25 protein-coding genes are annotated in these 23221 nt (G+C 62.6%); 13 read left to right on the top strand and 12 right to left on the bottom strand.

The features are described 5' to 3' along the window. From B3H47_RS11135 to B3H47_RS11105, 7 genes are all read left to right on the top strand, one after another. On the top strand, positions 1–441 hold a 441-nt coding region (locus B3H47_RS11135; protein WP_349681465.1), incomplete at its 5' end, for a type IIL restriction-modification enzyme MmeI. 71 nt (positions 442–512) lie between these two features. Then, positions 513–725, top strand: a complete 213-nt coding sequence (locus tag B3H47_RS11130) for an AbrB/MazE/SpoVT family DNA-binding domain-containing protein (protein ID WP_276710282.1) — start codon at positions 513–515, stop codon at positions 723–725. Further along, entirely contained in the window at positions 725–1123 is a 399-nt protein-coding gene (locus B3H47_RS11125; protein ID WP_276710287.1) for a type II toxin-antitoxin system VapC family toxin, read from the top strand. The genes B3H47_RS11130 and B3H47_RS11125 overlap by 1 nt, the downstream gene beginning before the upstream one ends. Further along, positions 1124–3202 (top strand): DEAD/DEAH box helicase, encoded by a 2079-nt coding sequence (locus B3H47_RS11120; RefSeq protein WP_286987054.1) that lies wholly within the window; start codon positions 1124–1126, stop codon positions 3200–3202. Next, complete coding sequence (locus B3H47_RS11115; protein ID WP_286987053.1) at positions 3195–4394, top strand: GIY-YIG nuclease family protein; 1200 nt, start codon at positions 3195–3197, stop codon at positions 4392–4394. Before B3H47_RS11120 ends, B3H47_RS11115 begins: the two co-directional genes overlap by 8 nt. Before the next feature lie 46 nt (positions 4395–4440). Then, positions 4441–4761, top strand: coding sequence for a transcriptional regulator (locus B3H47_RS11110; protein ID WP_013123190.1), 321 nt, complete (start codon positions 4441–4443; stop codon positions 4759–4761). Next, on the top strand, positions 4748–5032 hold the full coding sequence (locus B3H47_RS11105) for a helix-turn-helix domain-containing protein (RefSeq protein WP_286987052.1): 285 nt from the start codon (positions 4748–4750) through the stop codon (positions 5030–5032). The genes B3H47_RS11110 and B3H47_RS11105 overlap by 14 nt, the downstream gene beginning before the upstream one ends. Here the strand turns inward: B3H47_RS11105 and B3H47_RS11100 are convergent. After that, complete coding sequence (locus B3H47_RS11100) at positions 4996–6222, bottom strand: tyrosine-type recombinase/integrase (RefSeq protein ID WP_286987051.1); 1227 nt, start codon at positions 6220–6222, stop codon at positions 4996–4998. The two genes, B3H47_RS11105 and B3H47_RS11100, sit on opposite strands and share 37 nt — an antisense overlap. A gap of 348 nt (positions 6223–6570) precedes the next feature. Here B3H47_RS11100 and B3H47_RS11095 point away from each other — a divergent pair, with 348 nt between their 5' ends. Continuing rightward, a complete protein-coding gene (locus B3H47_RS11095) occupies positions 6571–6693 on the top strand; it encodes a hypothetical protein (protein ID WP_276710303.1) in 123 nt (40 codons plus the stop codon). 29 nt (positions 6694–6722) lie between these two features. On the opposite strand, the gene B3H47_RS11090 is transcribed toward B3H47_RS11095, so the two are convergent. Next, on the bottom strand, positions 6723–7526 hold the full coding sequence (locus B3H47_RS11090) for an exodeoxyribonuclease III (RefSeq protein ID WP_286987050.1): 804 nt from the start codon (positions 7524–7526) through the stop codon (positions 6723–6725). A gap of 177 nt (positions 7527–7703) precedes the next feature. Here B3H47_RS11090 and B3H47_RS11085 point away from each other — a divergent pair, with 177 nt between their 5' ends. Beyond that, positions 7704–8312, top strand: coding sequence for a DUF4124 domain-containing protein (locus B3H47_RS11085; RefSeq protein ID WP_286987057.1), 609 nt, complete (start codon positions 7704–7706; stop codon positions 8310–8312). A gap of 42 nt (positions 8313–8354) precedes the next feature. Here the strand turns inward: B3H47_RS11085 and B3H47_RS11080 are convergent, their stop codons facing one another. Next, entirely contained in the window at positions 8355–8798 is a 444-nt protein-coding gene (locus B3H47_RS11080; RefSeq protein WP_286987049.1) for a DUF2844 domain-containing protein, read from the bottom strand. Positions 8799–9028: 230 nt separating this feature from the next. Beyond that, on the bottom strand, positions 9029–9577 hold the full coding sequence (locus B3H47_RS11075; RefSeq protein WP_013105655.1) for an acetate uptake transporter: 549 nt from the start codon (positions 9575–9577) through the stop codon (positions 9029–9031). 242 nt (positions 9578–9819) lie between these two features. Between B3H47_RS11075 and B3H47_RS11070 the strand changes: the two genes are divergently transcribed. Together B3H47_RS11070 and B3H47_RS11065 are read left to right on the top strand one after the other, a co-directional pair. Beyond that, on the top strand, positions 9820–10626 hold the full coding sequence (locus B3H47_RS11070) for a sulfite exporter TauE/SafE family protein (RefSeq protein ID WP_156052717.1): 807 nt from the start codon (positions 9820–9822) through the stop codon (positions 10624–10626). Between the two features lie 133 nt (positions 10627–10759). Further along, positions 10760–11257, top strand: a complete 498-nt coding sequence (locus B3H47_RS11065) for a hypothetical protein (RefSeq protein ID WP_286987048.1) — start codon at positions 10760–10762, stop codon at positions 11255–11257. A gap of 36 nt (positions 11258–11293) precedes the next feature. Here the strand turns inward: B3H47_RS11065 and rimO are convergent, their stop codons facing one another. From rimO to pgeF, 6 genes are all read right to left on the bottom strand, one after another. Continuing rightward, on the bottom strand, positions 11294–12694 hold the full coding sequence (gene rimO / locus B3H47_RS11060) for a 30S ribosomal protein S12 methylthiotransferase RimO (RefSeq protein WP_286987047.1): 1401 nt from the start codon (positions 12692–12694) through the stop codon (positions 11294–11296). A 60-nt stretch (positions 12695–12754) separates the two neighbouring features. Further along, complete coding sequence (gene phaR / locus B3H47_RS11055) at positions 12755–13300, bottom strand: polyhydroxyalkanoate synthesis repressor PhaR (protein WP_286987046.1); 546 nt, start codon at positions 13298–13300, stop codon at positions 12755–12757. Positions 13301–13425: 125 nt separating this feature from the next. Continuing rightward, positions 13426–14166, bottom strand: coding sequence for an acetoacetyl-CoA reductase (gene phbB / locus B3H47_RS11050; RefSeq protein WP_286987045.1), 741 nt, complete (start codon positions 14164–14166; stop codon positions 13426–13428). Positions 14167–14211: 45 nt separating this feature from the next. Further along, positions 14212–15390, bottom strand: a complete 1179-nt coding sequence (locus B3H47_RS11045) for an acetyl-CoA C-acetyltransferase (RefSeq protein WP_286987044.1) — start codon at positions 15388–15390, stop codon at positions 14212–14214. A gap of 60 nt (positions 15391–15450) precedes the next feature. Then, on the bottom strand, positions 15451–17184 hold the full coding sequence (gene phaC / locus B3H47_RS11040) for a class I poly(R)-hydroxyalkanoic acid synthase (protein ID WP_286987043.1): 1734 nt from the start codon (positions 17182–17184) through the stop codon (positions 15451–15453). A 114-nt stretch (positions 17185–17298) separates the two neighbouring features. Continuing rightward, positions 17299–18138, bottom strand: a complete 840-nt coding sequence (gene pgeF, locus B3H47_RS11035; protein ID WP_286987042.1) for a peptidoglycan editing factor PgeF — start codon at positions 18136–18138, stop codon at positions 17299–17301. A 152-nt stretch (positions 18139–18290) separates the two neighbouring features. Between pgeF and B3H47_RS11030 the strand changes: the two genes are divergently transcribed. Beyond that, complete coding sequence (locus B3H47_RS11030; RefSeq protein ID WP_286987041.1) at positions 18291–19115, top strand: glycosyltransferase family 2 protein; 825 nt, start codon at positions 18291–18293, stop codon at positions 19113–19115. Positions 19116–19138: 23 nt separating this feature from the next. On the opposite strand, the gene B3H47_RS11025 is transcribed toward B3H47_RS11030, so the two are convergent. Then, entirely contained in the window at positions 19139–20167 is a 1029-nt protein-coding gene (locus B3H47_RS11025; RefSeq protein WP_286987040.1) for an RluA family pseudouridine synthase, read from the bottom strand. Between the two features lie 58 nt (positions 20168–20225). Here B3H47_RS11025 and B3H47_RS11020 point away from each other — a divergent pair, with 58 nt between their 5' ends. Then, the gene (locus tag B3H47_RS11020; RefSeq protein ID WP_286987039.1) at positions 20226–21047 is read left to right on the top strand and encodes an outer membrane protein assembly factor BamD; all 822 of its coding nucleotides are present in this window, start codon (positions 20226–20228) and stop codon (positions 21045–21047) included. 18 nt (positions 21048–21065) lie between these two features. On the opposite strand, the gene B3H47_RS11015 is transcribed toward B3H47_RS11020, so the two are convergent. Further along, positions 21066–23096, bottom strand: a complete 2031-nt coding sequence (locus B3H47_RS11015) for an ATP-dependent DNA helicase (protein ID WP_286987038.1) — start codon at positions 23094–23096, stop codon at positions 21066–21068. Positions 23097–23221 lie beyond the last annotated feature (125 nt).

The raw sequence follows: 23221 nt of genomic DNA, 5'->3' as shown, positions 1-23221 counted from the left end.
TCAAAATTCCATCGGCACGAACATGCATCACGCCTTTCACTTGTTTGGATAGGCGCTGTTTGCGGAAAGATCAAAACAGATTTTCGTTTTTCCAACACCCTCGGCTGGAACACCTTCCCGGTGCCGACGCTGACCGAGAAAAACAAGGCCGATCTCACGCGCTGCGCGGAGGACATCCTGCTGGCGCGGGAGCATCACTTCCCGGCGACCATCGCCGACCTCTACGACCCCGAAACCATGCCCGCCGATCTGCGCGCGGCGCATGAGCGCAACGACGAAGTGCTGGAGCGCATCTACATCGGCCGTCGCTTCAAGAACGACACCGAGCGGCTGGAAAAGCTGTTCGACCTCTACACCAAGATGACCGCTGCGGCGGCGCCGGCCAAGAGCGGCAAGCGCAAGGCGGACGCGAAGCAGCCAGAATCAACACTTGGGCTGTGATTTGTCTGGCAGCCCGGGCTGGGCTCAGGTATTCTTACCAAATCCGCATCGATTCCACAGGAGTGCGAACCATGACCGCGACAGCCACTTTGTCGAGCAAGTTTCAGATTTCCATCCCCAAGGCCGTGCGCGAAGAGCAGCACTGGGAAGCCGGGCAGGAGTTCGTGTTCATTCCCAAGGGCAAGGGCGTGCTGGTCGTGCCGGTGCCCGAGCGGACGGAGTTGGTGGGCATTGCCAAGGGCGCTGCGACCTCCGACTTTCGTGATCGCGAGGATCGCTACTGATGGCGGCAACGCCGTGCGTGGTCGATACCTCGGCATGGATCGAGTGGCTCGCCGACACCGCGCTGGGCAAGCGACTGGGAAAGGAGTTTCCAGATCGGCCGCAGTGCATCGTGCCGACCATCGTGCAGCTCGAACTGTCGAAGTGGCTGGTGCGTGAAGTCGGCGAGGAGCAGGCCGACCAGGTGATCGCCTATACGCAGAAGTGCGTCGTCGTGCCGCTGGACACCGTGATCGCGCTGCTCGCGGCCGATCTGCACCGCGAATACAAACTGGCCACGGCCGATGCCATTGTGTATGCGACGGCACGCCGTCAGGGCGCGACCCTGATCACCTGCGATGCGCATTTCGATGGGCTACCCGGCGTGACGCTGTTCGCCAAGACCGATGAGAAAAATTGAATGAACCTGGGAAAATCCGTCCCCTCCGTCTCCGTCACCTACGCCCGCAGCGGCGTATCGACCAAAGCCAATGCGCTGGGGATGCGGCCCATGCAGGAGCGCGCGTATGAGAAACGGGGCGAGCAATACCTGCTCATCAAGTCGCCGCCCGCCTCGGGCAAAAGCCGTGCGCTGATGTTCATCGCGCTCGACAAACTGGCGAATCAGGGCATCAAGCAGGCCATCATCGTCGTGCCAGAAAAGGCCATCGGCGCCAGCTTCAACGACGAGCCGCTGTCAAAGTATGGCTTCTGGGCGGATTGGCAGGTCGAACCCAAGTGGAATCTGTGCAACGCGCCGGGCAACGACAACGGCGGCAAGGTCAAGGCGCTGGGCGCGTTCCTCGAAAGCGACGACACGGTGCTGGTCTGCACCCACGCGACTTTTCGCTTCGCGGTCGATGCCTACGGCGTGGAGGCATTCGACGACCGCCTGATCGCGATCGATGAGTTCCACCATGTCTCAAGCAACCCGGACAACAAGCTCGGCTTGCATCTCGGGCAGTTCTTCGCGCGGGGCAAGACGCACATCGTCGCCATGACCGGCTCCTACTTCCGGGGCGACGCCGAAGCCGTGCTGGCCCCGCAGGATGAGTCCAAGTTCGATACCGTCACCTACACCTACTACGAACAGCTCAACGGCTACGAGTACCTGAAGCAACTCGACATCGGCTACTTCTTTTACAGCGGGCCTTATGTCGATGACATCCTCAAGGTGCTCGACCCCGCCGAGAAGACCATCATCCACATCCCCAATGTCAATTCGCGCGAGAGCACGAAGGACAAGATGCGCGAGGTGGAGCACATCATCGAGGCGCTGGGCGAGTGGCAAGGCATCGACCCGGCGACCGGCTTCCAGCTTGTCAAGCGGCCCCCAGGTGGTGCAGACGCGGGCCGCGTGCTGCGGATCGCCGATCTGGTCGATGACGATGCCAGCAAGCGCGACCGCGTGTCGGCCGCGCTCAAAGACCCGGCGCAGAAGAACAACCGGGATTATGTGGACATCATCATCGCGCTGGGCATGGCGAAGGAAGGCTTCGACTGGATTTGGTGCGAACACGCGCTCACCGTCGGTTACCGCGCCAGCCTGACCGAGATCGTGCAGATCATCGGTCGCGCTACCCGCGACGCGCCCGGCAAAACCCGCGCACGGTTCACCAACCTGATCGCCGAGCCGGATGCGGCCGAGGAAGCGGTGACCGAGGCCGTCAACGATACCTTGAAGGCCATCGCGGCCAGCCTGCTGATGGAGCAGGTGCTTGCGCCGCGCTTCGAGTTCAAGCCCAAGCACCCCGACAGCGGCCCGACGCCGGGTTTCAATTATGGTGAGACTGGCTACGACCCCAGCCGCTGCAATGTCGGTGTCAATGAGCAGACTGGGGCGTACCAAATCGAGATCAAGGGGCTCGCGGAGCCCAAGAGCAAGGAGGCGGCGCGTATCTGTCAGGAAGACCTGAACGAAGTCATTGCGGCCTTCGTGCAGGACAAGCCCAGCATCGAGCGCGGCCTGTTCGATGAGGAACTGGTGCCCGAGGAGCTGACGCAGGTTCGCATGGGCAAGATCATCAAGGACAAGTATCCCGATCTGGACACGGAAGATCAGGAAGCCGTACGCCAGCACGCCATCGCGGCGCTGAACCTCACGCAGCAGGCTAAGCGGCTGGTCACCGAAGGCCAGAGCGAGGAAAGCAGCGATGGGTCGCCCAACACCGCCCTGCTCGACGGGGTGCGCCGCTTTGCCATGGATGTGCGCGAGTTGGACATCGACCTGATCGACCGCATCAATCCCTTCGGCGAAGCCTACGCCATCCTCGCCAAGACCATGAGCGAGGACAGCCTGAAGCAGGTCGCGGCGGCCATCTCGGCCAAGCGCACCTCAATCACACCTGACGAGGCCAAAGTGATCGCCAAGCGTGCGGTTGATTTCAAACGCGAGCGTGGGCGTGCTCCATCGGTGACCTCACAGGATGCCTGGGAAAAGCACCTTGCCGAAGGCGCGGCCGCGTTCATGCGCTTCAGAGCGGAAGGGCGCTATGAGTAGCTCCGACCTTGACGACCTAGCCGCAGAGCTTGCCGAGTTCGCTCCGCCTGAGAAGAAGGGTGGACGCCCGGCCAGTGAGGAGCGCGTCATCGCGGGTTTCGAGGAAATCCAACGCTTCACCGATAAGCACGGTCGCGCGCCGCAGCACGGTGAAGACCGCGACATCTTCGAGCGCCTGTACGCCGTGCGCCTGGACCGCCTGCGCGCGCTCCCGGACTGCCGCGCCTTGCTGGAACCGCTGGATCATCAGGGTTTGCTTGCGGGGGCGCCTACCGTTGCCGCATCGGCAGACGAAGCCATCGACATCGACGACCTGGCCGCCGAGTTGGCAGAGGCTGCCAGCGCGGACGACATCACCGTCCTGCGCCATGTCCGCACCAGTGCCGACAAGCGCGCCGCCGAGGAGATCGCGGATCGCAAGCCGTGCGAGGACTTCGAGGCGTTCAAACCGTTATTTGATCAGGTGCGCAGTGAACTGAGTTCAGGTTTAAGAGTGACTCGGCCTTTCGGGCAGTACGCAACGATTGAAGTGGGCCATTGGTTCATCCTGGATGGTCAAACGGCATATGTGGCTGAGGAAGGTGAAGAGTTCGACTCGCCACAGGGGAAGAGGGATGCTCGGCTGCGTGTCATTTTCTCGAATGGCACGGAAAGCAACCTGCTGCGGCTGTCCCTGGCTCGTGCTTTGTACAAAGACGAAGCATCTCGTCGAATTACTGATCCAGATGTGGGCCCCTTGTTCAGCGATTCTCTGGAAGAGGGTGATCTGGAGAGCGGCACCATTTATGTGTTGCGCTCGCTATCCGCTAACCCCTATGTGGCCGAGCATCGTGAAGTGATCCACAAGATTGGTGTCACCGGTGGCAAGGTGGAGACGCGCATCGCCAATGCCGAGAACGAAGCGACCTATCTGCTGGCCAAGGTCGAGGTGGTGGCGACCTACAAGCTCGCGGGCATCAACCGCACCCGGATGGAGAATCTGTTCCACAGGCTGTTTGCACCCGCGCGGCTGGACATCACCATCAACGACCGCTTCGGCCACCCCGTGCAGCCCGAGGAATGGTTTCTCGTTCCGCTGTTCGTGATCGACGAGGCCGTGGCTCGCATCAAGGATGGCAGCATCACCGGCTACATCTACGATCCCAAAGCGGCGAAACTGGTCCCGGCGCCGGAAGGTTCTTCATCGCCGTAAGGCTGCCAGAAGAAGCGCAAGTCCGTCAAAGACGTACAATGCAACCGTGTACACCATCATCGAAACCCCGCTGTTCACAGCCGACGCCAGGGGCATCTGGGCTGAAGACGAGCGCGGCGAATTCTGCGCATGGCTGGCAGCGAATCCCTTGGCTGGTGATGTGATTCCAGGCTCGGGCGGCTGCCGCAAGGTGCGCTGGAATCGGCAGGGAATGGGCAAGCGGGGAGGCGTGCGGGTGATCTATTTCAACCGGCTGGAAAGCGGCGTGATTTACCTGCTGGTGATCTACGCCAAGGCGGTGCGCGGCAACATTCCCGCTCACATTCTCAAGGCCATTCAAGAGGAAGTCAGCCATGACCAAGCGTGAGAGCATGAGCGGCGAAGAACTGGGCCGCAAGCTGCTGGAGTCAGTCAAGCAAATGCGCGCGGGACAAGGTGCCGTCGTGTACTCGCCCGTGGCGCAGGCGCGAGCGGCTTCGGGGCTTTCTCAGGCACGATTCGCCGCCCTCATGGGGGTGTCGGTGCGCACCCTGCAGGAGTGGGAGCAGGGACGGCGCAAACCGTCAGGGGCGGCGCAGACCTTGCTGACGGTCGCCGCACGTCATCCCGAAGTGTTGCGTGAACTCGCTGTTGATTGATGGAAGCATTCCAGGTAGTCCGCCCACGCCTGCATCAACTCCCTGCGCTTGTCCAGCAGATCACCACGCCGGTAGGCCGCCTCGACCTGATTCTGGACGGTGTGCGCCAGCGCCATCTCGACGACCTCAGCGGGGAACGTGGTGTTCTCCGCTGCCCAATCCCTGAAGCTCGACCGGAACCCGTGCACCGTCAGGCCGGGTCGCATGCCGCGCAGGAGTTGAAGCATCGCCATGTTGCTGATCGTGGGCTTGCGTGCGCCCCAGAACACCGCATCGTTGCCGTCGGTGCGGGGCATGGTACCCAGCAGCGCCAGAGCCTGCCTGGACAGCGGCACGCGGTGTTCCACATGCACCTTCATCCTTGAAGCTGGAATGACCCATAAGTCCCGCGCAAGGTCAATCTCGCGCCACTGGGCGCCGATGACCTCGCCGGTGCGGCAGGCTGTCAGGATCGTGAATTGCAAGGCCCATGCGCTCATGTTCGACCGGCGCTGCAGCTCGGCCATGAACGCGGGCAAATCGGCACGCGGCATCGCAGGGTGATGCTCGACCCGTCGCCGCTTGCTGATCATCGGCAGCAGGGTATCCAGGTGCCCGCGCCAGGCCGCCGGGTTCTCACCCGTACGCAAGCCGCGCGCCTTGGCAGCAGACAGCACGGCCTCGATGCGTTGACGCACCCGAGTTGCAGTCTCGGTCTTGGTGCGCCAGATCGGATTGAGCGCGGCCAGCACATCGTCAGTCGAGACATCGCCCACGGGCTTGTCACCGAACACAGGGAACGCGTAGGTGCGCAGGCTGTTGATCCAATCATCGCCATGCTTTCCACCGTTCACGCCTTTCCAGCCGGCGCGCAGGGATTCGCAAAGCGCTTCGGCCACATCCCGGAAGCGCTCGATCCGCTTAGTAGGGACGGCGGTTTCATTCCGGCGACGGGAATTGAACGCTGGCAGTTCCTCGCCCCGTTTGACACGGGCGCGCAGGTCGGACACCTTGGCCACTGCGTCAGCAAGGGTCAGGTCGCCAAAGGCCCCCATGCTGTACTCGTGCGCCTTTCCGGCATCCGTATAGCGCCACGTCCACAGCGCCGAGCTGCCCCGTACTCGCAGGTACAGCGCAGGCCCCACACGATGCACTCCATCCACCTTCGCCAGCCGGCGCACTTCCTGCGCCGTGAGCAATCCTCTTGCCATAAATCGAACTCCACCGTGTTGTCCATCGAACTCATTGTCCACAAATTCTGTCCACAAGAAAATTAGGACTGCAGGCGACAGTTTGAAACAACGTGACACATATGAATCCGATAAGTCGTTGATTTATAAAACAACTGGCGGCGTTCAGCGACAGCATGAAACGTCAAAAATGTTCCCCCAGGCTCCACCATTAACACGTTTTCTACAGTTCGTAGAAGTCCAGAAGCCCTAGATCGTTGATTTATCTAGGGCTTCTTTCCGTCTGTAGCGGTGCGCTGAAGTTCGTCGACAGCCGGTGTTTTGGACGGTATCCCGTCTTTTGACGATATCGACCGAGGAAATACCGCCATGCCGCTGACAGACCCCGCCGTTCGCAACGCCAAGCCGTCCGACAAGCCCCGCAAACTGCCCGACGAAACAGGGCTGTATCTGATGGTGAAGGTGTCGATTTCTAAGCAATCCCGAGCCTGATCTGTTTTAAATCGACGTCAACACCGACCTCAGGCGTAGTCGATGGTCAGCGGAGCATGATCGGAAAACCGCTGCTCCGTGTAAATCCAGGCGCTATTCGATTTAGCCTGCGCCGCGATGCTGGGAGTGGCCAGGTGGTAGTCGATGCGCCATCCCACGTTTTTCGCTCGGGCCTGCCCGCGATTGCTCCACCAGGTGTATCGATCTGGCGCGGGGTCGAGCTGGCGAAACACGTCCACATAGCCCGCCTCGTCAATCAGTCGGGTCAACCAGGCGCGCTCTTCCGGCAGGAAGCCGCTGTTCTTGAGGTTGCCTTTCCAATTCTTCAAATCGATCTCTTTGTGGGCGATGTTGACATCGCCGCACAGCAGCACCTCGCCTGCGGCCTTCAGGGCCAGAAGGTGTTCGTGGAAATCGGCCAGGAACCGAAATTTCGCCTGCTGGCGCTCCTCGGAGCTGGAGCCCGAGGGGAAGTAGGCAGACACGATGGATAGACGCTCGCCGCCCGGGCGCTTGTAAATGGCTTCGACATAGCGCCCTTCCGCGTCGAACTCGGCATGGCCAAAACCGATGCGCACTTCATCGGGTTCGTGCTTCCAATAGAGGCCAACGCCGCTGTAGCCGGGCTTCTCGGCGTATTGAAATGCGGCCCCGGGCAATCCACCCAGGGTTCGCAGGCTAGGCGTCATATCGGCTTCCAGCGCTTTGAGTTCCTGCACGCAGAGCACATCCGGGCGTGCCTGCGAGCGCAGCCAGTCATCGACCCCCTTGTTCGCGGCGGAACGTACGCCATTGAGATTGAGAGTGGTCACGCGCAAGGGGAAAGGCAACATATCCAGGCATCCGGTTGGGTCAGGCAATGAACAGGCAGGCACTCGGGTATCTGCTCTGCAACACAGGCAGCGCCTGCAACGCCGCAAAGCAAGGCACAATAAGGCGGCTCGTCAACGCGACGGCCCACTTCGACATTGTTGCAGCAACACTCTCACCCGCAGTTCATGAAATTGACCGTGCGCCAACTTCGCCCCCTCCTCCTCGGCTTGCTGTTGTGCACCGCTCCGTGGGCGCACGCTGACATCTACCTCTGTCGCGACGCGAACGGCACGCTGGTTTCCAGTGATCGCTTGACGCAGGATTGCCTGACCTATGGCGGCAAAGTGATCGGCTCAGACGGCACCGTGCGCAGGCGCATTCTGACCATGAAGGAACAGGCCGAGCAGGCCCAGGCAAAAGAGGCCGCACAGAATATGGCCAGACAGCAGCGCGATCAGCAACGTGAGGATCGTGCCCTGTTGCTGCGCTACCCAAACGAAGCCGCGCTGGAGGCCGCCCGCGTCAGCGATTTGAATCGGCCGCAGTCGATGATCGAGGACGCCGAAAAACAACTCGCTACTCTGCAGCGTCAGTTCAAGCGTCTGCAGATCGATGCGCAGTTTTATCCGCAAGGCCCACTGCCCCTCGAACTGCGAACCAAGCTCGATGAGAACAAAGTGCTGACCAAGCAGCAAACCGCACTCATCCAAGGCCAAAAAGCCGAAATCGTTCGCATCAACCACGAATACGATGCGCTGCGTACTCGGATGAAACCCCTGTGGGCCAGGGCATCGGCAAGGCAATAGTCGCCGCCCAGCTGTCAGCTAGAGGCAGCCTTGGGAAATGCGTCAGGGCGCCAGCCCGTTTGGATCGAAATCCATCGGCATCAAGGCGGGCAAGTAGGCCACGCCTTCATTGCCCCACGATTGCCGCGCACTGCGCACCACCGCTTGCAGGCCATGCGCGGCATGGGCGTTTTCAGCCGAGGCTTGAGGGAAGAAATGGCGCACCATGTCTTGCGCTTGCACGCGCTGCGGGCCGGCCCAGGTGATGGCGAATAGCGATCCATCGGCCCCGATGTATTCCTGCACCGGGATGCCCTGAGGCCCCGTTGCGGCGCGGATCTGCAGATTGTCCGGCAACGAGCGCGACACAATCTGTGCGGTCGCGGCCGGAACCATCCGCCGCTTCGATGCGTCGGGTTGTGATGAGTGTGTCTGGGTCAGACTGGCCCAGGCAATAGGCGCGGACAAAGCAACGGCCGCGCCGAGAACGATCCAGCGATTTTTCATGATGTGAACAGGCTCTGGGTGCGAGTGCCCGGTCTGCCCGATAAGCCAGCCGCGCCTGATGGCAGCATCCGACCAGAAGAGCTAGGGCCGGACGCAGCACTCTTGCCAGAATGCTGCAGCGCAAAACTGACGCCGTGCTGAATCAGTTCATGCTGATTCAGTCGTTTTGATGCTGCGCTGCAGCGCCAGTTGTATCGAGCATGGGCCTGCCACATTCCCTCGACAGACCGTCAAACCGGCAATACCACGCGCCCCCAAGCCTCGTTGATGACTTCGGCCCCTGCGAGATAAAACGCCAGTGCCGCCGTAATCAGTCCCAGATAGCCCCCGAATACGGTCAAGCCACTGTTGCCGGTCAATGCGCCCGCAGCCAGCAAATAGAAGGTGGGAACCAGCGCTGTGAAAACCAGCATCAGGGCGCGTCCCTTTTTCCAGGTGGCGATCCACAGATAGGTGGTGAAAACACCCCAGAGCAGCAAATACCAGCCGACGAACGGGCCGCCAACGCCCTTGGCGAAAAAGTCGACGAACAGGGCGAAGCTCCACCAGAACGCGCCGTATCCGCAGAACGCCACAAAGCCAAAGCCGTTGCCAACGAATCCCTCCGCCACACCCGCAACAAACTGCGCCGTTCCACCGAATGCAAAGGCGGCGGCCAGCACCATCGGCACATCCGCGCCGGGGAACCAGCCGGCATTCACCATGCTCAGCAACCACGTGGTCAAGGCAAATCCGGATAGGCCTAGCGGCGCCGGGTTGATCGCTTTTTTCTCAGCCATTTCAATCTCCTCGTTGTTTTCAGGGAACACAGCGATGATTTCGCCGTGGTGGCTGGCGCATTGCCAGTCCGCGCGAAGCTTCGACAATCTGCCTGACGGGTCGCCTACATGTCACAAACTTCGTGCAGGCTTTACACCTCGTCACCCGGGTCACTTCCGAAAGACGTAAATCATCGCCTCGCCACAAATCAGCACAAATCCTCACAGAACTCATAAGACTGTTCTTATATGCTGTCGCCACCATGCTCGCAGACCTGACCCTGACCCAACACATCCTGTCCGTCGTTTCTGGCGTGGCAGTCGGTTTTACGCTCGGCCTGATCGGCGGAGGCGGCTCCATCCTTGCGGTGCCGCTCTTGCTCTATCTGGTGGGTTATCCCAATCCTCACGTCGTGATTGGCACGACGGCGCTGGCGGTATCGATCAACGCCTATTTGAATCTGATTCCGCACGCACGCGCGGGCAATGTGCGTTGGAAAGAAGCGGTGATCTTTGCCATCGTCGGCGCTATTGCGGCGTATATCGGTTCTACTTTGGGCAAGGCGGTCGACGGCAAAAAGCTGCTATTCCTTTTCGCCATTCTGATGCTGGTCATCGCCGCCTTGATGATTCGCCCGAAGAAGGTCAAACCCGGCGAAATGGAAGGGAATCCCGGCCAGTTTTCGATGTGGAAATTGGTGGTATCCGCGGCCATCGTCGGCACGCTCTCGGGTTTCTTCGGCATCGGCGGCGGTTTTCTCATCGTGCCGGGCTTGGTGTTCGCAACCGGCATGCCCATGCTGGCGGCGGTGGGCTCCTCGCTGTTCTCGGTAGGCACATTCGGCCTGACCACGGCGGTGAACTATGCGAGTTCCGGCCTGCTCGACTGGACGGTCGCGGGGCTATATATCGCCGGGGGCATTGCGGGCGGTGTGTTCGGCGCACGACTGGCCACCCACTTAGGTAAGAGCAGCAAAGGCACGCTCAACCTTATTTTTGCGGCGCTGGTGGCCGTGGTGGCGGCTTACATGATCTACAAAAACATGTCGGCCTTCGGCATCCATCTCTAAATTCAGGTCGGATGGTCGGCATCAGGCCATCAGGTTTTGACCAGCCGCAATCGGGCAGGTCGAGGATCTCGATCGGGGTGGAACCTCCGGCCTTCGATCTGTTCTGATGTTGCATTCGTTTACAGGAGATCGAATGCAACGCCGTACCTTTCTATCCGCCGCGCTAGTCGCTGCCGTATTGGGCTCCAGCGCCTCGCCTGCGCTGGCCTTGGCTTCACCGCTAGGCGTGGGAGGCGCCCTGCCCCAGACGCAATTCGAGAATCAGCACGGAAAGATGGAAGACTTTCCGGGTGCTGATACCCGGGTCGTGTTGTTCGCGGTGGAAAAGGCCCCCTCCGACGTGGTCAACGACTACCTGACGGCCTTGGGCGTCGAAGCGATGCACAAGCAGGGCATCGTGTTCCTCGCGGATATCAGCGGCATGCCGGGGTTTGTCACCCAGACCTTCGCTCTGCCCAAAATGCGCAAACGCCCTTACTCCATCCTGCTGGCCAGCAAGGCAGAACAGGCCGCCTTCATGCCGCACGAAAAAGATGCGGTGACGGTCATGCAGGTTCGCCAGGGCAAGATTACACACATCGGCTTTGCGCGTGATGTGGCCGCGCTCAAGGCCGCCATCGGCTCGCAGTAAATCTAGAGGCCGGGCGCCGCCCGGCCCCGGAGCGGCTCAGACCAATTCACCCACCAGGTCGTGACCGTCGGTGCGCACGATGCGGGCGCGCACGAACTGGCCGCCGCTTTGCGCCAGGCGCATTTTGGTCGAGGGTTTATCGGGCGGCAGCAAATGCACTTTACCGTCGATTTCGGGCGCATCGGCGAAGGTTCTGCCCACTCCCCCCTCGCGGCTCGCCTGATCGACCAACACCCGCATCACCTGCCCCACCCGCTTGTGCAGTTTGCGGGTGGACACCTCTTCGGCCACGGCCATGAAGCGGGCGCGGCGCTCTTCTCGCAGCGCTTCGGGCACCGGATCGGCTAGCGCGTTGGCGGCTGCCCCTTCCACCGGCGAATAGGCGAAGCAGCCCACGCGGTCGAGTTCGGCCTCGCGGATGAAATCGAGCAGAGTCTGGAATTCCGCTTCCGTCTCGCCCGGAAAACCCGCGATGAAGGTTGAGCGCACCACCAGTTCGGGACAAATCTCGCGCCAGCGGGCGATGCGTTCGAGGTTGCGTTCGCCACTAGCCGGGCGCTTCATGCGTCTGAGCACGTCAGGGTGGGCGTGCTGCAAAGGCACGTCCAGATAGGGCAGGATGCGCCCCTGCGCCATCAGGGGCAACACTTCATCCACATGCGGATAGGGATAGACGTAGTGCAGACGCACCCAGGCGTCGTGCTCGGCAGCCAGACTGCCCAGCGCATCGACCAGTTCGGTCATGCGAGTGCGAATCGGCCGACCGTCCCAAAAGCCCGTGCGGTACTTCACATCGACCCCATAGGCCGAAGTGTCCTGACTGACCACCAGCAGTTCTTTCACGCCCGACGCGAACAGCGCACGCGCCTCGCTCAAGACCTCTCCGATCGGGCGCGACACCAGATCGCCGCGCATCGCCGGAATGATGCAGAAGGTACAGCGATGGTTGCAGCCCTCGCTGATTTTGAGATAGGCGTAATGCTTGGGCGTGAGTTTGATGCCCGCTGGCGGCACGAGATCGACAAAGGGATCGTGCGGCTTGGGCAAGACGGCATGCACATGCTGCAGCACCTCGTCGGTCGCGTGCGGCCCGGTGACGGCGAGCACCTTGGGGTGCACTTCGCGCACCAGGTTGTTGCCCGTGGCTGCATCGTTGCGCGCACCCAGGCAGCCGGTCACGATCACTTTGCCGTTTTCGGCCAAGGCCTCGCCGATGGCATCGAGACTTTCTTGCACTGCGGCGTCGATGAAGCCGCAAGTGTTGACGATGACCAGATCCGCCCCCGCATAACTCTTGGAGGTGTCATAGCCTTGTGCGCGCAGTTCGGTCAGGATGCGCTCGGAATCCACCAGCGCCTTGGGGCAGCCGAGCGAGACAAAACCGATTTTTGGCGCCGCGGCTGCGGCAGGCGATGTTGGCGTGAGGGATGTTTCCATCCCGACATTGTCGCTGAAGCCAGGCGGATTTATTCACACCCACTCAGCTCACCAGGGGCTTCACTTCTTGGGCGCAGGCGGCTGAAAGGCACCCAGCATCTGCTTGGCCTGCTCCTGCATCTGTTCTTGCATCTGCATGTAGAGGTTCTTGCTCTGCTCGAGGTAATTGCCCATCATGTTTTGCAACATGGGGCTTTGCACGTTGAGAAACTGCGTCCACGCCTCGGGGTTGACGGCTGCGTTGTCATACACGCCGCGCGACTGCTCGGCGAGCTTGTTCTGGATGTCGATGAACGCCTGCACATTCTTTTCCAGATAGCTGCCCATCATGCCCTGCATGGCGTGGCCGTAGAAACGGATGATCTGCTCGAGCATGACCGAGCTGAACATGGGCACGCCGCCGCTCTCTTCTTCCAGAATGATCTGCAGCAAGATGCTGCGGGTCAGGTCTTCGCCAGTCTTGGCGTCCTGCACCACAAAGCGCACCCCGTCCATCACCAGCTGCTTGACATCGCTCAGGGTGATGTAGGCGCTCGCCTCCCTGTCGTAAAGACGGCGGTTGGGGTACTTTTTGATGATGCGCAGAGGAATATCGGACTTGGGCATGGCGGTGGAATGCAGTCGGCAAAAGCGGTCGGAATAAGCGAAGGTGCACAGGCAAAAGATTTGCGGATTGAACCATACTCCCCGGCGAGCGCCACCGAGGCTTTCCCGCACCGCAGCGTCGCGCTTCAGCTCATGTGCAGCCCGCCGTTGCAACTGAATTCGGCGCCGGTGGTGAACCCGGCGTCCTCGCTGGCCAGCCAGACCACGATGGAGGCGATCTCTTCGGGTGTACCCAGACGCTTGACCGGAATGGAAGACACGATCTTGTCGAGCACGTCCTGCCGGATGGCCTTGACCATATCGGTCAGGATGTAGCCCGGCGACACCGTGTTGACCGTCACCCCTTTGGAGGCCACTTCCAGCGCCAGCGACATGGTGAAACCATGCATACCCGCTTTGGCCGCGGCGTAATTGGTCTGGCCGAACTGGCCTTTTTCGCCATTCACCGACGCGATGTTGATGATGCGGCCCCAGCCCCGCTCGACCATGCCGTCGATCACCTGCTTGGTCACATTGAACATGGAGTAGAGATTGGTTCGCAGCACCAGATCCCAATCTTCATACGTCATTTTGCGCAGCACCGCATCGCGGGTGATGCCGGCGTTGTTCACCAGAATGTCCACCTTTCCGTGCTCGGCGAATACTTTCTGAAAGGCCGCCTGAGTCGAGTCCCAGTCGGCCACATTGCCCTCGGAGGCATAGACATCGAAGCCTTGCGAACGCATGGTTTCCAGCCAACTATCCTTGCGGCTGGAATTGGGGCCGCAGCCCGCGATGACCTTGTGCCCTGCCTCGCACAGCCGTTTGCAGATGCCGGTACCGATACCGCCCATACCACCCGTGACATAAGCTACTTTTTTGCTCATTTTGTTCTCCTCGTTTTGGTTTCAGTTTGATCAATCTGCGGTGGTTCAACGCTCCAGCGCCATGGCCACGCCCATGCCGCCGCCGATGCACAGCGAGGCCAGTCCCTTTTTCGCATCGCGCTTGTTCATCTCGTGCAGCAAAGTCACCAGAATGCGGCAACCACTGGCGCCGATGGGGTGGCCGATGGCAATGGCCCCGCCGTTGACGTTGACCTTGGCGGTATCCCAGCCCATCTGTTGATTCACCGCGATGGCCTGCGCGGCAAACGCCTCGTTGATCTCCATGAGATCGAGTTCCTGCGGCATCCACCCTGCGCGCGACAGACAGCGGGTGGAAGACGGCACCGGCCCCATGCCCATATAGGCCGGATCGAGACCGGCGTTGGCATAGGCCCGGATGGTCGCCAGCGGCTTGAGGCCGAGCTCAGCGGCGCGCCGGGCCGACATCACCACCACCGCCGCAGCACCGTCGTTGAGGCCCGAGGCATTGCCCGCGGTAACCGTGCCGCCCTTGTCGAACGCCGGACGCAGCCCGCCGAGACTCTCCGCCGTCACGCCATGCCGCACGAACTCGTCGGTGGCAAACGCGATGGGGTCGCCCTTTCTCTGCGGCAGCATCACCGGCACGATTTCATCGGTGAAGCGCCCGGCTTTCTGCGCCGCCTCGGCCTTGTTCTGGCTGGCGGCGGCGAAAGCATCCTGCATTTCGCGGGTGATGCCGTATTTCTTTGCCACGTTCTCGGCCGTGGTGCCCATGTGGTACTGATTGAAAGCATCCCACAGGCCATCGACGATCATGGTGTCGATCATCTTCCAGTCGCCCATGCGCTGGCCGTCGCGCGAGCCCGGCAGCACATGCGGCGAGGCGCTCATGCTCTCTTGCCCGCCCGCCACCACAATGTCGGCATCGCCATCGCGAATCGCCTGGGCGGCCAGCATTACCGCCTTCAGGCCGGAGCCGCAGACTTTGTTGATGGTCATCGCGGGCACCATGTCCGGCAACCCTGCCTTGATGCTGGACTGACGCGCCGGGTTCTGTCCACAGCCCGCTTGCAGTACTTGCCCGAAGATGACCTCGGACACTTGCCCTGGCTCCAGCTTGGCGCGCGCGACTGCTTCCTTGATGACCAGAGCGCCCAGATCGACCGCCGACACTTTCGCCAGCGCACCGCCGAATTTCCCCACCGCCGTGCGCACGGCGGACACGATGACGATATCAGTCATGATCGAATTTCCTTTTGAGTGAAATGACGAATACAAAAATAAAAGACCGCTTGCAGAGCATCAGGCCCGCACCTTGACGTAGCGCCCGGGCGCGGGCTCGATCGGCTTGTAGCGAGCGTTGCCAGGTTTTTTCGGCGCGGCGACTTCCGGCCCGGCCTGTTTCGCCAGCCACCGCGCCCAATCGGTCCACCAGCTTCCCGGATGTTCTGTTGCGGCGTCGAACCAGGCTTGCGCTTGCGCAGGCAGTTTGCGCTGGCTGGCAGGAGAAGTCCAGTGGCTGCGCTTGTTGCGCTTGGCCGGGTTGATGACCCCGGCGATATGCCCCGAAGCGCCCAGCACGAAGCGCATCGGCCCGCCGAGGATGCGCGTGGTTTCATACGCGGTTTTCCACGGCACGATGTGATCTTCGCGCGAGGCGTATACATAGGTCGGTAGCTTCACCGCCTGCAGGTTCAGCGGCACCCCAGCCACGGTGAGCGCTCCGGGCTGGCGCATCTTGTTTTCGAGATAGGTGTTGCGCAGATACCAGGCAAACAGCGGCCCCGGCAGATTGGTCGAATCGGAATTCCAGTACAGCAGATCGAACGGCGGCGGGGTTTCGCCCTTGAGGTAATTGCCGACGACGTAATTCCACACCAGATCGTTCGGTCGCAAGCTAGAAAAAGCCGAGGCCAGTTCACGCCCGGTCATCAGCCCGCCCTTGCCCAGCGTGGCTTCGCGCAGGGCCACCGAGGCTTCATCGACGTAAACGCTCAGAATGCCTGTATCGGTGAAATCGACCATCGTGGTCAGCAGGGTCGCGCTATGGGCGAACTGCTCGCCTCGCGCCTGCAGCACCGCCAGCGCGTTGGCCAGCAGGGTGCCGCCTACGCAGAACCCCAGGGTGTTGATGGTGCCACCGCTGCCCTGCGCCGCGATGTCGCGCACCACCTCCATGGCGCGAATCACGCCGTCCTGCACATAGTCGTCCCAGGTCAGGTGGCCCATGCTGGCGTCCGGGTTGCGCCACGACACGACGAAAGTCCGGTGCCCCTGCTCGACCGCAAACCGCACCAGCGAGTTGTCGGGCTGCAGATCGAGGATGTAGTACTTGTTGATCGAAGGCGGCACGAACAGCAGCGGCCGCGCATGCACGCGCTCAGTCAGCGGGGTGTACTCGATGAGCTGGAACAAATCGTTTTCAAACACCACCTGACCTGCGGTGGTCGCCACGTTGCGGCCCACCTCGAAAACCGATTCATCGGTCTGCGTCATTCGACCCTGTTTCAGATCCTTGAGCCAATTTTCTACGCCGGCGCGCAGGCTTTCCCCCTGCGTCTGCACCGCTTTCTCAAGGGCCTCGGGATTGAGCGCCAGAAAGTTGGACGGCGCCGCCGCATCGACCCACTGCTGCACCGCGAAGCGCAGCTTCTGCCGCGTCGTCTCGTCGGTCTGCACGTTTTCGGCCAAATCGAACAGGGCCCGCGCGCCCAGCAGATAGAGCGCAGCGGTGTAGCGGGAAATGCGGCTCTCTGCCCAGGAGCTGTGGGAGAAACGCCGATCATTTTCCGGCGGGGCGGATGTGTTGGCCGCGTCCGCCTCCAACAGACCGCTCCACAACTGGCGAAACTCGTCAACGTAGCGTTGTTGCAGCGCCTGCAGCCGCGAGGGCTCGAACAGGACGGGTTGCCCCTTTGCCGCGCCTGAAAGCAGCGAAGTCCACACCGGCTGCATGTCGGCCCATGCGGCCCAAGGATCGGTCTGTCCCGAAAAAAAAGGCGGCGCGGCGGAGCCGGTCGAAGTGTTTTGGGCCATGGGGTTGGGGGCGACGGGGAAGGGAGCGAGCCCATCCGCAAAGGCGGCAGGCCACGGCATTCTTGAACAGGCCGCAGGCCGTGTCAACGGCGCTTCCACGATGCGGAAACCACCCTACTCCACCCAGATGCAGCCGGCCTGCCGCCCGGTAACCGGTTGGCGGCGGTAGGAGTAAAACCGCTGGGCAAGGCCGAAGGTGCAAAGACCGCCGCCCGCAATATGCTCGGCCGACAGGCCCGCCGCCTGCAGGCGGATGCGCGCAAGCTGCCAGAGGTCGGCCCACCATTTTCCCGGCTGACCCGGCAAAAACGCGGCGGCTGTCTGCGGATGAAGGCTGACAAAAGCCGCTCTCACCTCATCACCCACCTCGAACGCCCCGGGCCCGATCGCCGGGCCCAGCACGGCCTGCACTTCGGCCGCAGGGCAACCGGCGCGGTCGCAGACGGCCTGAAGGCTGGCTTCGAGCACGCCGCCCGCCAGGCCGCGCCACCCGGCATGCGCGGCGGCCACCGCCCTGCCCCCAGGTGCGGCAAACAACACCGGCAGACAATCGGCGACCAGCACCGTGGCCGCAACGCCGCGCTGCGAAGTGCAGGCCGCGTCCGCCACGGGTTCCGGGGCATCGTCGTGGAACTGATCGAGATCGGCCACCGCGATGCCGTGCACCTGCTGCAAATAACGCGGCTGTGCGCCGCCCAGCGCGTCGCTGAGCAGCCTGCGGTTCTTTGAGACGGCGGCCGGATCGTCGCCGACATGGTTGCCCAGATTCATTCCACCGCCCAGAGCGCTTTGTGCGCAGCCATAGGCCGCGGCACTCACGCCCCCGGCGCAGCTGGAGAACACCGCGCGCACCCGCGGGTTTCCCGGCCAGGCAACTTGCAGCCAGGGCGCTTGCGCCGCGGGTGCAGCGAGGTTGTCGGGGCTGAAGTCCGTCAGAACAGGCGTGTGGAGCATGACGTGTGAGGCCAGCGGCAAGCCGGGCCCGGAAAAAGGGTAAGGGATGTATCAATCTGCTGCGGTCGGCAGAGTCCGCAGCCTGTGGGCTGGGTGCGCAATTTATAGTGAAAGCGTACAACCCGTTTCAGTCCCGATCCTTCTACCCTGCGATGCGCCTTTCCGTCATCATTCCCGCCCATCGGTCGCACGCCTTCATCGGCGATGCGCTGGATTCGCTGGCGGCGCAGCAGCAGCCAGACGGTCTCGCCCTCGAAGTCATCGTGGTTGCGGATGACGGCACCGACTATGCCCACCACTTCACCGCTGCCCGCCGACAAACTCTGGAGTGCCTTTCCGCCACGACAGGACGCATCGCGGCCGGGCCGTCGGCAGCGCGCAATATCGGACTGAATCGCGCCAGCGGCGACTTTATCTCGTTTCTGGATGCGGACGATCTCTGGCTGCCCGGCCGCGCCGCCGCCTTGCTCCCTTTGGCCGCAGCCCACGGCGCCGCGGTGTGCCGCATGGCGATCACCGCCCTCGACGCGCCAGGCACGCCGAAGCTGACCCCGGTATTGCCAAAACACGGACACCTCTCGCCGCAGGACAGCCTGCTGATCGACGGTGGGTTCTGCCCGGTGTACCGCCGCGATTGCATCACCCACACCTGGGATGAAGATCTCGATTTCGCCGAAGACCTGTTGTTCAACCACGTTGCCGTGGTCAACGCCGGTGGTCTGTTCGTGCATCCGCAACCCTTGATGCACTACCGCATCCGTCCGGATTCGGCCACGCATCACATGCCCTCTGCCAGCCACCGGGCCGAGCGGGCCTACGCGCAAATGTTGTCGCGCTTGTCGCCGGCCTCGGGCGAAACCGCGACATTGGCTGCGTGTCTGCGCCGCAAACGACGGCTCAACGCGGCCTATCTGCAGGCTTGGCAGCAAGAGCCCGGGCTGCACTTCGAGCAGTTCGTCCGGGCTATATCCCCCTGACGCGTGCAAAGATAGGGCAGCGCTCACCAGCCCTGCGGATCGATCTCATCCATCTCACCGCCGCAGGCGTCCCAGAAACTCGCCATATCGTCCGGAATGGGAGCGATGAAATCCATCGGCTTGTCGTTCAGGGGATGGGCAAACGCCAGCCGCGCGGCATGCAGCGCCTGCCGCTGCAACGGCAGATCGGGCCGCAAGCGCCCGCCATAAACTGAATCGGCCACCATCTCCAGCTTGGCAAACTGCAGATGCACCCGAATCTGATGCGTGCGCCCGCTGTGCAGCTTGCAGCGCAGCGCCGTCAGCGGCCCCCAGCGGGTGTCGAGTTCGGCCAGCGGGGTGAAATCGGTACGGGCGGGTTTGCCGCCATGCACCACCGCCATGCGCAGACGATCGCGCGGGTGACGGCCAATGGGCGCCTCCACACTGAACGCGCGGCTCACCGAGCCCCAGGCCAGAGCGAGATATTGGCGGTGGATGGTGCGCGCCTGTAACCGGCGCACCAACTCGGTCTGCGCCTCCAGCGTACGCGCCGTCACCATCAGCCCGCTGGTGTCTTTGTCGAGTCGGTGAACGATGCCCGCTCGCGGCAGCCCTGCGGTCTCGGGGTAGCGGGCGAGCAAGCCGTTGAGCAGGGTGCCGCTCCAGTTGCCCGCGGCCGGATGCACCACCAGCCCCGCCGGTTTGTTGAGCACGGCCAGATCGGCATCTTCGAACACCACGTTGAGTGGCAAGTCTTCGGGCGCGAAGGCGGTGTCTTCAGGTAATGCGGGCACGGCGATGCGCAAGGTTTCGCCCGCGCGGGCCTTGTCGCGCACGCCAGCCACCTGAGCGCCCATGCGCACCAGCCCCGCTTCGCACCACTGCTGCAGGCGGCTGCGGGAATATTGCGAAAACTGCGCGGCAAGCACTTTGTCGAGCCGCTGCCCGGCGTCGGCCTCGGGGACGACGGCTTCGAGCACCGTCGAATCGTCAGCGGCGCTGTCTTCGTCGAGATCGGCGAAATCGCCGTCGACCGCAGAGGGCGAAGCATGTGGAGAGAGATCGGTCATGAGGGGGAAGCGAGGCTCCCTATAATCTGCAAGCTTTACACCACCCTGGGCGATTGATATGCGTGTTGCGTTGTACCGTCTCTGGACGTTGCGGTTGTTGGGCGCTGCGGCGGCAGTCGTGCTGCTGGGCCTTGCAGGCTGTGCCTCCACACCGTCGAAAGACGAAACCCTGGGCTGGTCGTCGGCCAAATTGTATGCAGAGGCCAAGGACGAGATGAACAGCGGCAACACCGACAAGGGTGTGAAGCTGTACGAGAAGCTCGAGTCGCGCTATCCCTACGGGCTGTTGGCGCAGCAGGCGCTGATCGAGATCGCCTACGGCAACTACAAGCAGGGCGAGCGGGCGCAGGCCCTGGCCGCCGCCGACCGCTTTCTCAAGCTTTACCCCAACAACCCCTACACCGACTATGTGCTCTACCTCAAGGGCCTGATCAACTTCAACACCGATCAGGGCTGGTTCTCCTTCCTGTCCGACCAGAAGTTGTACGAGCGCGACCAAGCGGCGGCCAAGCAATCGTTCGAGAGCTTCAAGGAACTCGTCACCCGTTTTCCTGAGAGCAAGTACGCGCCCGACGCCCGCCAGCGCATGCGCTACATCGTGAATTCGCTGGCCGAGTACGAAACGCATGTCGCGCTGTTCTATTACCGTCGTGGGGCCTATGTCGCCGCAGCCGACCGCGCGCAACGCGCCATCGAACACTACCAGGACGCGCCGGCCACTGAGCTCGCCTTGGCGATACTGGTCGATGCCTACGGCAAACTGGGCCTGACCCAACTGCGCGACGACGCCGAGCGCGTGCTCAAGCTGAACTATCCGAACTGCACCTATCTCACCGAAGGTCTGCCCAAGCGCGACGATCCGTTCTGGAAGCTCTGGTAAATCCGCTTTATTCTCGCTTTACGCCATCGCCTGCAAAAACGCCTGAGCCTCTGCGGTTTGGCTCACGCGCGTGAAGGGCGGCAGGCTCGCCAGAAGTTGTCGCCCCCAGCCGGTCGCCGTCAGGCGCCGGTCGCACACCACCAGCACTCCCCTATCGCTTTCGCTGCGGATCAAGCGGCCCGCCCCTTGCTGCAGCGAGAGCGCGGCCTGGGGCATGCTGTAGTCGGCAAAGCCGCTGCGCCCTTCGGCCTCGATCTGCTTGAGCCGTGCGGCGGTGAGCGGGTCGTCGGGCGGGGCGAACGGTAGTTTGTCGATGATCACCAGGGTCAGCCGGTCACCGGGCAGATCGACGCCCTCCCAAAAACTCTGACTGCCCACCAGCACCGCCTGCGGCGTGCTGGCGAAGCGGGCCAACAAGGCGGCTTTCGATTCGTCGAACTGTTCCAGCACCGCCCTACCCGGCAGCAGCGCGCGCAGGGTTTGCGCGATGATCTTCGCTGCTCGTAGCGTGGTGGTGAGCACGAACGTGCCGCCGGTATTGCCCGTGGCGAGTTGGGCGGCGAGCGCCCCCACCGATTCCGAATGGCCCGGCTGGTTGGGCAGCGGCAAGTCTTGCGGCACCAGCAAGCGCCCTTGCTCGGCATAGTCGAACGGGCTGGCCACGCGCAATTCGCGGCAACGCGGTGCCGTCCCGTCTTCCACCGGCGCACAGCCGCCCTGCTCCGGTGTCAGCCCCAGCGCGGCGCGGGCGTGGCGAAAGCTGCCGCCAACGCTCAAGGTCGCCGAGGTGAAAATCCAGGCCTGACTGCGTTGTGCCACCAGGGCGGCAAACGCCGGTGCGATGGACAAGGGCGCGGCTTGCAACCGCAGATGCGCGCTGCCCACGTCGGCCCAGCGCACCTGTGGCGGCGCGTCGGTCTGTTCGGGGTCAGGTGCGGTCTGCCAACTTGAAAAGGCCTGGTGCAAGGCGGTGCAGCGATCCATCAGCCGCTCGAACTCAGCCGCCGCCTCGACATGGGCCGACAACACCTCCGCGGTATGCGCCAGTTGCGCCTGGAGGTCGTGCAAGGCCACGTCCCACCCGGGCAGATCGAGCACCTGGGGCTGACTCAGACGCCCGGGGTTTTGCGGTGCGGCCAGGCGCAAATCGCGCGCTGCGCGCTCCAGCGCGCCGCTCAAGGTCTGCCAGTCGGCCAGGCCTTTGGCGTGTTGCAGGCCGCCGGCCAGCACGTCGCGGCTGAGATCGACCACCTGCGCCGTGCCGCAGCGCGCCCCGAGGAATTGCACCCCGATTTCGGCAAGCTGATGCGCTTCGTCGAGAATCAGCGTGTCTGCGGTCGGCAGCAATTCGGCCACGCCTTCACCGCGCAACGCCAGATCGGCGAAAAACAGATGGTGATTGATGATCACCACGTCGGAGGCCAAGGCCTCGCGGCGCGCTTTCATCACAAAACAGGCTTTGTAGTCAGGGCAGTCGGCCCCGAGGCAGTTGTCGGTGGTGGAGGTGACGAGAAAGTTAAGCGCAGAGTTTTCTTCCAGCCCCGACAGCGCCGACAGATCGCCACGCGCATCGCTTTTGGCGAACTGCGTGATGCGGCGCAATTGCGCATGGGCATGGCGGCCGTGCACCCATTCCGCCGCGCGCTGCAGGCGGTAGAGGCAGACGTAATTCGAGCGGCCTTTGAGCACGCAGGTACTCACCGCTGCGCCCAGCGCACGGCGCGCGGCGGGCAGATCCTTGTTGTAGAGCTGATCCTGCAGATTGCGGGTCGCGGTGGAAATGATCACCCGCCCGCCATGCAACAGCGCAGGCACGAGATAAGCCAGCGTTTTGCCCGTGCCCGTACCGGCTTCCGCCATGAGGATGGCCCGGTCGGCGATGGCCCCGGCCACCGCCATCGCCAGCTCTCGCTGCCCCTCGCGCACCGACCATTGCGGCAATTCCTCCTGCAGCGGACTGCCGGGAGAAAACAGCGCGTCGCAATGCTCGGCCAAAGCGGTGGAGCTTTCTGGCGCCTGAGGCGTCGTAGACGGGGAATCAGCGCGCATGCCGATGGCGGGCACATTCCAGTGCCGCGCAGCATGGCGAAGGCGGACATACGCGCCCCCTAGAATTAGTGTTTTCCATCAGTTTGTTCATCCGCTCACTCATCGCCGCCTTCTGCCCCGAATCG

The organism is Thiomonas sp. UBA7699 (genome assembly GCF_002482605.1).
GTDB lineage: Bacteria > Pseudomonadota > Gammaproteobacteria > Burkholderiales > Burkholderiaceae_C > Thiomonas > Thiomonas arsenitoxydans.
Note: the sequence above shows the minus strand (reverse complement) of the source record. Positions and strands in the feature narration are given on the sequence as shown.